The organism is Dehalobacter sp. MCB1, from assembly GCF_003590275.1.
Lineage (GTDB): Bacteria > Bacillota > Desulfitobacteriia > Desulfitobacteriales > Syntrophobotulaceae > Dehalobacter.
The window spans coordinates 165,089-176,699 of the sequence record NZ_LXPC01000001.1 but is presented as its reverse complement, the minus strand read 5'-3'; the positions used below and the strand labels follow the sequence as shown (position 1 = coordinate 176,699).

Below are 11,611 nucleotides of genomic sequence, written 5' to 3'. Positions count from 1 at the left end.
AATATAAAACAGAAATCGATGACAGAAGACAGGAGTGTTCATTGGCAACATGAAAAAATTCCTATCCAAGCCCTACCGTTGGGCAGCCGTCTTTGCTGTTTTACTGACATTTTCTTTTGTTTTTGTTCTGCTGGACACCTTTGTAATTCCAAAGAACGTGACCGAAGTCAAGCAGCGTGAGGCTGCCGAAACTGCCGAACAGCAAAATACAGCCTCTGAGCAGCAAAGTGCAGCGGAGGATCCGTCCGAGTTCGGGTCAGAGACTGAAGCTGCGGTTACCGATCATTCTTATCAGGATAAAAATATCAAAATAACGATTGATACGGTGCAGGCGTATGACACCACCTTTTATGTCGCCGATATCCGGCTCAGCGATGCGTCTTACCTGAAAACGGCGCTGGCCGAAAACAGCTTTGGGCGCAATCTCAAGGAAACAACCTCGGATATGGCCGAAGAACATCAGGCAATCTTCGCGGTCAATGGCGACTACTATGGATTCAGAAATAACGGTTATGTTTTACGCAATGGCGTCTTGTACAGGGATACGGCCCGTCAGGCCGGAAACGATGAAGCCCTGGTGATTGACGACCACGGAGATTTCTCAATTATTAATGAAAATGCGGTCAGTGCCGATTGCCTGACAAATCCCTGGCAGGTGCTTTCATTTGGACCGGCCCTGATCAAAAATGGAGAAATCGTGGTGGACAGTACCAGTGAGGTATCCCAGTCCAAAAACAGCAATCCGAGGACCGCGATCGCTCAGGTCTCCGGTCTGCATTATATCGTAATTGTCTCTGACGGCCGGACGGAAGAGAGCGCAGGACTTTCCTTACTGGAGCTTGCGCAGGAGTTTGCCGAGAGGGGCTGTACGATTGCGTATAATTTGGATGGAGGAGGATCTTCGACGATGTACTTTAACGGAGAAATCGTCAATCATCCGACGGATGGCAGGAGTTCTCGGCAGAGAGAGGTGAGCGATATTGTCTATATTGGCAATGAATAGTACGGAAGGGTCACGGCAGATCCGCAAAACAGTGATTGTCTATCTGATACTCACAGCGGTAGCTATTGCCGTGGCGAATATCTATGCGCAGTTCAGTCATGGGGTTCGTTCGGCGGCAATGACCCTGATGTTTCTGTATCCGCTTCTGGGCGGCGCAGTATTCTACTTTACGCTGGGGCTGATCGTTCCCCGGATCAGCGATCGCAGGAACTACCGTTTGTATTACAATATCTATAATTCCAGCATTGCGGTATTAACCGTGGGCAGTCTGCTGAAGGGGATACTCGATATTGCCGGGACTGCATCCGGTTACGTTCTGCTGTTCCAAGTGGCCGGCTGGGGCGGAGCGGCAGCAGGATTGGTGTGCTTGATTGCAATGATATTTAAGCGCAGGGAGCTATCTTAAATTTTAGGTAGAGCTATCTCAAGTTTTAGGCAAAACGATATTGACAGTAGAGGTTGTTTTCAAATATACTAATTTTTGATTTATCATATTGCGCATCGATCAGGCCGATACACGTGAAATTGATTTAGGTGTATAAGGCTGGGCCGGTATACTGGCAGCAGGAGACAAATCCTGTGGGACTATATTTCCAACAATTATAGTTCCGCAGTTTTTTTTATATAAGAAGGGGTTCCTCAATCATTTGCCTTGTCTTTCAAGAAATCTGCTCGCCATGATATTATCATTTTAGGTCGACAAGGTATTAGATTGGATTTTATGAAATTGATATTTTAGGTGATTTTGGGAGGAAGAAAAGCTGTGGCTGACAGAAGAGTCAAGTTTGCATTGTTATCCATTATTTCGAATACTGCGCTGATCATATTTAAGATCATAGCAGGCATTTTGAGTGGTTCCGTCAGTATTATTTCCGAGGCGATCCACTCAAGTATGGACCTTGCCGCATCGATTGTCGCCTTTTTCTCAGTGAGACAGTCAACGAAGCCGGCGGATAAGGACCATCCCTACGGACATGGAAAGATCGAAAATATTTCCGGACTTATTGAAGGGCTTCTAATTTTTGTAGCAGCGGCACTGATTATTATTGAAGCTATTAAGAAAATATTTGAACCTGCCGAGATTGAACAGGCGGCTGTTGCCATCGGGGTAATGTTTGTATCGGCACTTGTCAATTTGGTTGTATCAAGAAAATTATATCAAGTGGGCAAAGAAGAGGAATCGATGGCCCTGGAAGCAGATGCGCTTCACCTAAAAACCGATGTTTATACGTCGTTAGGCGTCGGCGTTGGAATCCTGCTGATTAAACTTACCGGATTTGCGGTGCTGGACTCCGTTGTCGCGGTTATCGTAGCGTTGCTGATCATCAAAGAAGCGTTTCACTTATGCAAAACAGCCTTTAACTTCCTTCTCGACTCGAAGCTCTCTGATGAAGAAGAAGCTGAGATCGAAAAGATCATTTCTGAGCACAGTCATCAATTCAGAGATTATCACAAGCTTAAAACAAGAAAATCAGGAAATATGAAGCACATCGATTTTCACATTACGATCGATCACAACGTTACCGTCAAAGAAGCGCATGATATTATCGGAATCCTGAAAAAGGACATGAGTGACAAGTTGAAAAACACCCGTGTGAATATCCATCTTGACCCTTATCAAGACCAGAAAGATAAAGAGATAGACAAATAAAAATATACGTAAAACTGCCGCAAGACAGCATGATAAATCTGTTATGAGAATTTGTTTGGGACAATGGACAGATGAAACAGAATGACATTCGTATAGGATACCTAGTATAAGGCCGGTTCGATCTGAACCGGCTTTTAATTGTTGTTTGTTGAATGTTTTCATCATTTTGTCACACTGCCTACACCTCATGGTCACAAACCTGTTGTACAATCACAAAAAAAGATTCCTGGAAAGGATGAAGATTGATGGGCCCAAAGACCCCCAATACTCCCAATATTCCCAAGAAAAAAATAATTTTCATTGGCATGATTGCCATATTGTGCGTATCCCTTTTAACCTTAACAGCTTGCTCCTCACAGAAGACAGCGGAATCGGACAGCGCCGGTACCGCCCTGGACAGTACTGAGAACCGTATATCCGTTGATTATAATGATGAAGATACCAATGCGGAATGGGATGATACCAAGGCCTCGCATATTACTTTTTCGGGGGGCTCGGCGAAGACAGAGGGAAGCGGAGTCAGCGTTGTCGATAACGTTATAACCATTCTATCTGCAGGTACGTATGTTGTCAGCGGCACAATTGCCGACGCTCAGATGATCGTCTACACCGAGGACAGCAAAACCGTCAGACTGATCCTGAATGGTGTCGATATGACCTGTTCAACCAGTGCGCCTATTTATGTGCTAAAATCTGAGAAGACTGTCATTACCCTGGCAGACGGCACGAAAAATACGCTGAAGGACGGCTCATCCTACACTTACTCGGATCCTAAGGCAGAGGAACCGAATGCAGTGATCTTCAGTAAAAGTGACCTGACGATTAATGGCAGCGGATCATTGAATGTCAAAGCTAACTTCAAAAATGGCATAACGAGTCAAGATGAACTTAGAATCGTGAGCGGCAACATTTCCGTCGATGCCGTGAATAACGGGATCATTGGCCGTGATTTCATCGCCGTTAAAGATGGCAGTATCACGGTGAGTGCAGGAGATGACGGGTTTAAATCTTCTAATGATGCGGATGCTGCTAAAGGCTTTATCCTGATCGAAGCAGGAACAATCCATATGACCGCCGGTGAAGACGGGATGCAGGCCGAAACAAGCATTTGGTGCACAGACGGAACGATTGATATTACGTCCGGCGGAGGCAGCGCCAACAGCATTAATACAGACACAAATTCAGGTATGATGAGACCCGGCGGTGCCGCACCTGACACTGCTTCGAAGGATGACAGTATGTCCACCGGCAGTATGAAAGGAATCAAGGCTGGTTCTGTGGTCACGATCGAAGGAGGCACGATCAGCATTGACTCGGCGGACGACGGGATTCATTCCAACGGCAGTTTAACGGTAAGCGGCGGAAAGATCAATATTACAGCCGGAGATGACGGGATGCATTCCGATGCGACACTGAATATTGACGCCGGAGAGATTGCGATTACGAAATCCTATGAAGGCATTGAAAGTGCTGTGATCAATATCCATGGCGGGAATATGAACGTCAAGTCAAGCGACGATGGCATCAACGGTGCAGGCGGTACAGATTCTTCCTCGGCGAATGGCCGGCCCGGTCAAAATGATTTTGCGTCTTCGGGTGACTGCAGTATGAGCATCAATGGTGGTACCATCGTTGTTGACTCAGGCGGTGATGGGATTGATATCAACGGAGCGGTCACCATGACCGATGGAAAGGTCATTGTCAACGGACCAACGGACAACGGCAACGGTGCTCTGGATTATACCGGATCATTCACCGTAACCGGCGGGTTCCTGGTAGCGGCAGGCAGCGCAGGCATGGCAGAGGCTCCGGATACGAATTCATCCCTCTACGCTTTGAACATTAACCTGCCGTCTGATCAGCAGGCCGGGACCATCGTCAGGATCGAAACTGCAGATGGAAAAGAAGTACTTACTTTCGCGCCGACCAAAACGTTCCGGAATCTGGTCGTATGTTCATCGGAATTAACCAAAGGCACAACCTACAAGATTTATTATGGGGGAAGTTCAACAGGCACCTCTGCAAACGGTCTCTATTCAGGTGGAACCTATACGGCTGGAACATGCTACGAAGAGGTTGCGATTTCCGAGAAGGTTACGCGTGTCGGTTCCTATAGCGGAGGAATGGGCGGCAGAGCCGGGAGCACTCAGCCTGGATCCGGTGGCGCACCGGGAGACGGAAGAGGCTTCAAACGATAGGAAGGTATACAGATAAGCTGATAGCATAGATAGAACATTGAACCGAAGATCATCAGAATCAAGAAACCTCCCGATTGCAGGGGGTTCTTGTGTAAGCAAAGTCTGTTATGCGTCAATATTGAATACAACGATCAGTAGCATTTTGAATTTCGCGGCAGCAAATATTGCGTGCGGGATAGCTGCAGGCATGACGATGGTCTGGCCTTTTTCCAGCACATAGTCCTGAGATCCGATCGTGATCCGGGCGCTGCCATCAAGGATGTAGACCATCGCATCTCCGCCAGAGGAGTGGGAGCTGATCTCTTCTCCCAGATCAAACGCAAAAAGTGTCAGACTTAAGGCTTTGCTCTGGGCCAGCGTTCTGCTGACGACCTGACCGTTCTGGTAATCTACCAAAGAAGCCATATCCAGAACTTTACCAAAATCAATGTTTTTAAGAAAATGTTTTTCCATAAGGATCACTTCCTTTTCTTTATTCACATATTCTTAAGCTTCGTCCTGTATCTTATATTGTATCTGAAGTATTCCTTTGTCAAATCGGTCGGAATTATGTATTATTAGGATTATAGGATTTTACCCTTGATATGGCGGCCTCTCAAAAGTTAAGAGAACATAGTATGTTACCCGAAAGGAAGTAAAGCATGAATTTTGATATTGTTCAAACCCTTTATATGTTGCCCGGAATCATTATTGGTCTTACCTTTCATGAATTTGCCCACGCCCAGACCGCAGTGTGGTTCGGTGACGATACGCCCAGACTGCAGGGCAGGACGTCGCTTAACCCGTTGGTTCATATTGACATTATTGGGTTTCTGATGCTGGTTGTCGCTCATTTTGGCTGGGCTAAGCCTGTTCAGGTTGACATCAGTAACTTTAAAAATAGAAAAAGAGATGATATCCTGGTATCCCTGGCCGGACCGGTGATGAACTTGTTGCTTGCGGTATGTTTCGTGGTCCTGATATGGGCCATCGGTTATATTCCGGAGAGCATCCTCGATGGGGATACTTTATATATCCTGCAAAATATCTTTTTTTACGCGGTCTGGATGAATGTTGTCTTGTTTGTTTTTAACCTTCTGCCAATCCCGCCGCTTGACGGTTCCCATGTTGTCTTTGGTTTGCTCGGTCTGAAAGACAGCAGTCTGTACAGCCGGATTTATCAGATGAGCACGTTTATCTTACTGATTCTGATTATTACAAATGTGATCAATATTGTAATCGGGCCACCGATTGAGCATATCTACAAGTTTCTAATCAGTCCTTTACTCTGACATAGATCGTAAGGGGAGGGGAAAAAGATGCATATTGTCACGGACAGTTCAGCCGATGTTCCGAAGGACTTACTGGAAAAACACTGTATCCATGTTGTTCCGTTAGCGATTCGGGTCAATGGTAAGGAGTATACTGAAGGGGAGGACATCACCCCAGAGTATTTTTATCAGGAAATGTATGCTTCAGCCGAACTTCCGAAGACCTCGCAGCCCGCACCCGCAAAATTCGCGCAGGTTTTTCAAGAGCTGTCAGGGAAAGGTCCGGTCTTGTGCCTGACCATATCTTCGTATCTAAGCGGTTCCTTTGCTTCAGCAAATCTGGGCAGGGAACTGTCTGGTAACGCTGAGGTAACCATATTTGATACACTGGCCGGATCTCTCGGGCATGGACTGCAGGTATTGAAGGCCGTGGAATTTTGCGAGGCCGGACTTGCGTTTGATGCAGTCTTGAGCGGCCTGACAAAAATGCGGGACGAAATGAAATTCCTGATCCTTTTAGATACTGTGGAGAACATTGTTAAGGGCGGACGTTTAAGTAAGTTCCAGGGTTCTTTAGCTAAAATCCTTGATATTAAGGCGATACTGCATAATGTGGATGGAAGAGCGGAAATGCTGGAAAAAATCCGCGGACGAAACAAGTCTCTGAGCAGGCTGATCGAATTGGTTGGGGAAAGATGTTCGGATCTTACCGGCCGGATAATCGGGATTACGCATGTTGATAATCTAACCGATGCCCAAGCGATCGCTGCTGAACTTCAGAAACGTTATCATCCCAAGAAAATTATCATTAACCAAATGGGAGCAACCATTGCGACCTATGCGGGCAAAAAAGGAATTATCGTTGCTTTTTAGAGCTTTTAGGGTAGCATTTCCCAGATAATAGCGCTATAATAAACCATGTGCATGCCATTTGTGGGTTTGTAGCTCAGCCGGTTAGAGCACCGTGTTCACATCGCGGGGGTCGTAGGTTCGAATCCTATCAAACCCACCAAAATTTTATACAATGAAACCAAAGCTCCAGCTTAATAACCTGGAGTTTTTTACATTTATTATTTTAACAATCTTTTTGCCCTTGAATTAATTGATCAGTTTGTATAGTATTCCATATGTAAGGTTCCAAGCTTCCTGCTCGCCAGAAATGAAGAAAAAAAGGAGCTAAAGAACATGGAGCTAAGAGAGCGGTTAATCGAAACCTTCACTAAATTGGGATTTGACGAATACAGAGAAATCAAAGTTGATAACATTGTTTTTTCACGGGATGTATTCGATCAGTGCGCAAGAAATACTTGCGGGAATTTTGGAAAGAACCATGCCTGCCCGCCCGGAGCAGGTACGGAGGAGGAAAGAAAAGCCAGGGTCCAGAAATACGGTCACGCTTTCATTCTCTGCAAGATCATCTCGATCCGTTCCAGAAAAGAAATGAAGGAGTCGGTTGAGATTCTGGATAATCTGAACAAAGCGCTGCGGAAAGAACTCACTGCGGATGATGTTCTGATCATGGGCGCAGGTCCTTGCACATTGTGCGAGCAATGCTCGGCCCTCGAAGGAGAGCCTTGCCGCTTTCCGGATAAAAAGCAATATTCGATGGAAGGCAGCGGGATTGATGTTGTCCGGATGTCCATGGATCAGAATATGACGTATAACGCAGGAATGGGAAAAGTCGGTTTTTTCACACTTGTGCTCTATAACCATTAAGGAAGATATTTGCCCTCAATAGCAATCAATGGTTTCTTTGGGCGTTAACAATGTAATTAAGAATTTTTAAGAATACTGGGATTTCCTTTATTTTATTTGGGATGCTATAATATCCGGAGAAATATCTATCAAAGATAATGATGGAAGATGTTATGGAAGATGTTGCTGAAATTTTCAAATTGGAAAATGCTTAAAAGGTGGTATTGAGATGTTGGAACTGATAAATGTCGGCCTGACGTTAGACGATGACAAGGGAACAGATGTGGAAATCCTTGAGAACATCAGTCTCACCCTGGATAAGAGAAAAATTTATGTCATGACAGGTCCGAACGGGGGAGGAAAATCCTCGATCGCCAAAGTGATTATGGGTATTTACCAGCCTACGGCAGGAAAAATACTTTTAGATGGTACCGATATTACCGATATGGGAATTACAGAAAGAGCACGACTGGGTATCGGCTATGCGTTTCAGTCACCGCCCCGTTTCAAAGGAATGAAAGTCCGCGATATTTTGAAACTGGCTGCCGGTCCAGATAAAAAGGTAAATTCCTGCGATTTGCTTTATGATGTAGGTTTATGTGCGCAGGATTACTTGGACAGGGAAATTAATGCGAGCTTTTCGGGTGGGGAATTAAAGAGAGTCGAAATCGCCAGTATTTTGGCGCGCAACCTGAAAGTGGCTGTTTTTGATGAACCGGAAGCAGGGATTGACCTGTGGAGCTTCCAGAAGCTGACCGAGACGTTCCAAAGTTTAAATAAAAAATATGACACGACGATTGTAATCATCTCCCACCAGGAACGGATTCTCCGTCTGGCGGACCAGGTTGTTTTAGTGTCCGACGGGAAAATCAGCGAAGTGACCACCAAGGCTAAAATTCTGGGTGAAATTGAGCTGTTGGATTCCAACTGCGAATGTAGAAACAACTGTACCATTGTAGGAGGAAAAGCCAATGTTGAATGCGATTGATAAAAAAATTCTGGCTGAAGTCGCCGATTTGCATGAAATACCTCATGGGGCCTATAATATCCGTAAAAATGGCGAGAAAGCAGGACGGAACACGACCGCCAATATTGACATTGTCACCAAGCAGGACAAGCCTGGCATTGATATCATCGTGAAACCCGGAACCAAAGGAGAAAGTGTGCATATTCCGGTTATTCTGTCTGAAGGGATCGATGACCTCGTTTATAATACATTTGAAATCGGCGCCGACTCGGACGTTCTGATTGTGGCCGGCTGCGGGATTCATAATCCGGGAAGCAAGAAAGCCCAGCATGACGGCGTTCACGAATTTTTTGTCCGCAAGGGTGCTAAGATGAAGTATGTGGAAAAACACTATGGCGAAGGCGATGGCAGCGGAGAAAGAATTTTGAATCCGAAGACGATTATTGAAGTCGAAGAGGGCGGCGTGGCTGAGCTGGAAATGGTTCAGATTAGAGGCGTCGACCAGACAAAAAGGGATACGGAAGTACGCCTGCATAAGAACGCGCGTCTGATTGTCATGGAAAGACTGCTGACTACCACCAACCAGAATGCCGAATCCGATATTACAGTTGAGCTGATAGGCGAAGATGCTGCCGCCCAGATCATTTCCCGTTCCGTGGCGCAGGATCATTCCACCCAAGTTTTTCATTTGAATATGCGCGGGTATGCCCAATGCCGCGGACATATTCAATGTGATTCCATTATTATGGATCAAGCGAAAGTTTCTTCTATTCCGGAAATTTCGGCCTTCCATTCGGATGCGCAGCTGATCCATGAGGCGGCGATCGGCAGGATTGCAAACGATCAGCTGATTAAGCTGATGACGCTTGGCCTCACGGAAAAAGAAGCTGAAGATATGATTCTGCAGGGTTTTTTGGCCTAGTATTGAATGATAGGGTTATCTGATATAATATTAGGGTTAGTGATCTATCAATAGGGCGATTTGGAGTTTTTCATTAATAGATAAATTTGATCGGAGATGGGAAGATGCGCAAACTTTCTTGCTAAAAGTGAAGTGAAAAGAGCGTTACGGAGTAAGCAGCAAGTGCTGCTGCCTTGTGACGCCCACGGAGCAAGAAAGTTACAATCTTTAAAGCAATCAAATTAAACCGACAGCATTCGGAATGTGCATCATGTTGACATTTTTTCTGCACATCAACTGCGTTTAAGGATATTTTGAGGCTGCAAGAATAAACTTTCTTGCAGCCTTATTATTTTTACACGGTGAGGTGATCGCGATGGCGTTGATTAACATCGACCATTTAACGTTTTGCTATGACGGCAGTTACGACAATATCTTTGAAAATGTATCTTTTCAGATCGATACGGACTGGAAACTTGGGTTCACTGGCCGGAACGGGCGCGGTAAAACGACCTTTTTGCAGCTGCTGTGCGGGAAATACGAGTACCGTGGGACAATTGACTCCCCCGTGTCTTTTGATTATTTTCCTTTCCAGGTTACCGATCCCAGTCAAAATGTCATTGAGGTAGTGGCAAGTATCTGCCATGTTTTTGAACATTGGGAACTTCAGAAAGAATTGTCATTGCTCGAAGTTGCAGAGGATGTCCTGGAGCTGCCTTTTGCGGCCTTAAGCCAGGGGGAGCAGACCAAGGTTTTGCTTGCGGCACTGTTCATTAAGCCCCACAACTTTCTTTTGATTGATGAGCCGACCAACCATCTGGACATAGAGGGTAGGCGTGTTGTCGGGAAATATCTGAACAGGAAAACCGGCTTCATCCTGGTCTCTCATGACAGGGTTTTTCTGGACGGTTGTATCGACCATATCCTGACCATCAATAAAACCAATATTGAACTTCAAAAAGGCAATTTTTCAACGTGGTGGGTCAATAAAGAGAGAATGGATTCGTTTGAAACAGCGGAGAATGACAGGCTGCAGAAAGAGATCAAACAATTATCGGCAGCAGCCAGGCGGACGGCCGACTGGTCGGATAAAATCGAGAAAACCAAGAAGGGAACGCTGAACTCCGGCATCAAGCCGGATAAAGGCTATATCGGCCACCAGGCGGCAAAAATGATGAAACGGTCCAAAGTGATCGAAACTCGGCTGCAAAAGAACATCCAGACGAAAGAAAAACTTTTAAAAAATATTGAGCTGGCCGACAGCCTGAGTATGAAACCCCTTTCACACCCGAAAAATACACTTGTGGAATTACATGACCTGGCAATTTATTATTCGGACAGGAAGGTCTGCGAGAATGTTCATTTTACTGTAGAGAGAGGAGAGCGGGTGGCCTTAAGTGGCAGGAATGGCTGCGGCAAGTCCAGTGTTTTTAAGCTGCTGATTGGAGAAGATCTTGTCTCCAGCGGCAAGGTCAATATTGCAAGTAATCTAAAAGTCTCCTATATTTCACAGGACACCGCTTACTTGCAGGGCAGTCTGCGCAGTTTTGCCGAGGAGCACCAGATCGAGGAGAGCCGCCTTCTAACCATTCTGCACAAGCTCGATTTCTCAGGTATTCAGTTTGCAAAAGATATGCGTATGTTCAGCGCAGGGCAGAAGAAAAAGGTGCTCCTGGCCAAAAGTCTCTGCGAGCAGGCCCATCTGTATATCTGGGATGAACCGCTGAACTATATTGACGTCCTGTCCCGAATGCAGATTGAGGACCTTATTGTAAGATGCCGGCCGACCCTGCTGTTTGTGGAGCATGACAGTGCGTTTGTGCAATCAGTAGCAACAAAATATATCAGGCTTTGATCGGTTGTCCTCGAACAAAATTTTCAGGGTCCTGAAGTACCGCAGATTTTCTGTTGACAACTGAGGTCTATTAGAATAAACTTACAAATAG

The 11,611-nt window shown here is 45.6% G+C and carries 11 protein-coding genes, 1 tRNA gene and 1 riboswitch; of the genes, 11 read left to right on the top strand and 1 reads right to left on the bottom strand.

Annotated features, from left to right (window positions below):
* Positions 1-49 precede the first annotated feature (49 nt).
* The 4 genes from A7K50_RS00830 to A7K50_RS00815 all read left to right on the top strand — a co-directional run bounded on the left by A7K50_RS00830 (position 50) and on the right by A7K50_RS00815 (position 4,852).
* Entirely contained in the window at positions 50-1,003 is a 954-nt protein-coding gene (locus tag A7K50_RS00830; RefSeq protein ID WP_119774365.1) for a phosphodiester glycosidase family protein, read from the top strand.
* Positions 996-1,409: a hypothetical protein gene (locus tag A7K50_RS00825; protein ID WP_243103596.1), complete on the top strand. Its 414-nt coding sequence runs from the start codon at positions 996-998 to the stop codon at positions 1,407-1,409. Before A7K50_RS00830 ends, A7K50_RS00825 begins: the two co-directional genes overlap by 8 nt.
* An 85-nt stretch (positions 1,410-1,494) precedes the next feature.
* Positions 1,495-1,593, top strand: a riboswitch (NiCo riboswitch).
* Between the two features lie 173 nt (positions 1,594-1,766).
* A complete protein-coding gene (locus A7K50_RS00820) occupies positions 1,767-2,654 on the top strand; it encodes a cation diffusion facilitator family transporter (protein ID WP_119774363.1) in 888 nt (295 codons plus the stop codon).
* Positions 2,655-2,899: 245 nt separating this feature from the next.
* The gene (locus A7K50_RS00815) at positions 2,900-4,852 is read left to right on the top strand and encodes a carbohydrate-binding domain-containing protein (protein WP_119774361.1); all 1,953 of its coding nucleotides are present in this window, start codon (positions 2,900-2,902) and stop codon (positions 4,850-4,852) included.
* Between the two features lie 105 nt (positions 4,853-4,957).
* Here the strand turns inward: A7K50_RS00815 and A7K50_RS00810 are convergent, their stop codons facing one another.
* Positions 4,958-5,305 carry a cupin domain-containing protein gene (locus A7K50_RS00810; protein WP_119774359.1) on the bottom strand — a complete coding sequence of 116 codons (348 nt, stop codon included), beginning with the start codon at positions 5,303-5,305 and terminating at the stop codon, positions 4,958-4,960.
* Between the two features lie 188 nt (positions 5,306-5,493).
* Between A7K50_RS00810 and A7K50_RS00805 the strand changes: the two genes are divergently transcribed.
* The 7 genes from A7K50_RS00805 (at position 5,494) to abc-f (ending at position 11,520) form a co-directional block, all read left to right on the top strand.
* The gene (locus tag A7K50_RS00805; RefSeq protein ID WP_020492929.1) at positions 5,494-6,123 is read left to right on the top strand and encodes a site-2 protease family protein; all 630 of its coding nucleotides are present in this window, start codon (positions 5,494-5,496) and stop codon (positions 6,121-6,123) included.
* Between the two features lie 27 nt (positions 6,124-6,150).
* Positions 6,151-6,975, top strand: coding sequence for a DegV family protein (locus tag A7K50_RS00800; RefSeq protein WP_119774357.1), 825 nt, complete (start codon positions 6,151-6,153; stop codon positions 6,973-6,975).
* A gap of 62 nt (positions 6,976-7,037) precedes the next feature.
* Positions 7,038-7,114, top strand: a tRNA-Val gene (locus A7K50_RS00795).
* A 173-nt stretch (positions 7,115-7,287) separates the two neighbouring features.
* Positions 7,288-7,818 carry a DUF2284 domain-containing protein gene (locus A7K50_RS00790; RefSeq protein WP_020492931.1) on the top strand — a complete coding sequence of 177 codons (531 nt, stop codon included), beginning with the start codon at positions 7,288-7,290 and terminating at the stop codon, positions 7,816-7,818.
* 208 nt (positions 7,819-8,026) lie between these two features.
* Positions 8,027-8,785 carry an ATP-binding cassette domain-containing protein gene (locus A7K50_RS00785; RefSeq protein WP_119774356.1) on the top strand — a complete coding sequence of 253 codons (759 nt, stop codon included), beginning with the start codon at positions 8,027-8,029 and terminating at the stop codon, positions 8,783-8,785.
* Positions 8,769-9,686 (top strand): SufD family Fe-S cluster assembly protein, encoded by a 918-nt coding sequence (locus A7K50_RS00780; RefSeq protein WP_119774355.1) that lies wholly within the window; start codon positions 8,769-8,771, stop codon positions 9,684-9,686. The genes A7K50_RS00785 and A7K50_RS00780 overlap by 17 nt, the downstream gene beginning before the upstream one ends.
* Before the next feature lie 355 nt (positions 9,687-10,041).
* Complete coding sequence (gene abc-f, locus A7K50_RS00775; RefSeq protein ID WP_119774353.1) at positions 10,042-11,520, top strand: ribosomal protection-like ABC-F family protein; 1,479 nt, start codon at positions 10,042-10,044, stop codon at positions 11,518-11,520.
* The last annotated feature ends 91 nt before the right edge of the window (positions 11,521-11,611 follow it).

Bases quoted from the DNA above. Each gene is read 5' to 3' on its own strand.
- A7K50_RS00800 (WP_119774357.1), top strand. From the start codon at position 6,151: ATGCATATTGTCACGGACAGTTCAGCCGATGTTCCGAAGGACTTACTG.
- A7K50_RS00825 (WP_243103596.1), top strand. From the start codon at position 996: ATGAATAGTACGGAAGGGTCACGGCAGATCCGCAAAACAGTGATTGTC.
- A7K50_RS00785 (WP_119774356.1), top strand. From the start codon at position 8,027: ATGTTGGAACTGATAAATGTCGGCCTGACGTTAGACGATGACAAGGGA.
- A7K50_RS00815 (WP_119774361.1), top strand. From the start codon at position 2,900: ATGGGCCCAAAGACCCCCAATACTCCCAATATTCCCAAGAAAAAAATA.
- A7K50_RS00830 (WP_119774365.1), top strand. From the start codon at position 50: ATGAAAAAATTCCTATCCAAGCCCTACCGTTGGGCAGCCGTCTTTGCT.
- A7K50_RS00790 (WP_020492931.1), top strand. From the start codon at position 7,288: ATGGAGCTAAGAGAGCGGTTAATCGAAACCTTCACTAAATTGGGATTT.
- A7K50_RS00810 (WP_119774359.1), bottom strand. From the start codon at position 5,305: ATGGAAAAACATTTTCTTAAAAACATTGATTTTGGTAAAGTTCTGGAT.
- abc-f (WP_119774353.1), top strand. From the start codon at position 10,042: ATGGCGTTGATTAACATCGACCATTTAACGTTTTGCTATGACGGCAGT.
- A7K50_RS00780 (WP_119774355.1), top strand. From the start codon at position 8,769: ATGTTGAATGCGATTGATAAAAAAATTCTGGCTGAAGTCGCCGATTTG.
- A7K50_RS00805 (WP_020492929.1), top strand. From the start codon at position 5,494: ATGAATTTTGATATTGTTCAAACCCTTTATATGTTGCCCGGAATCATT.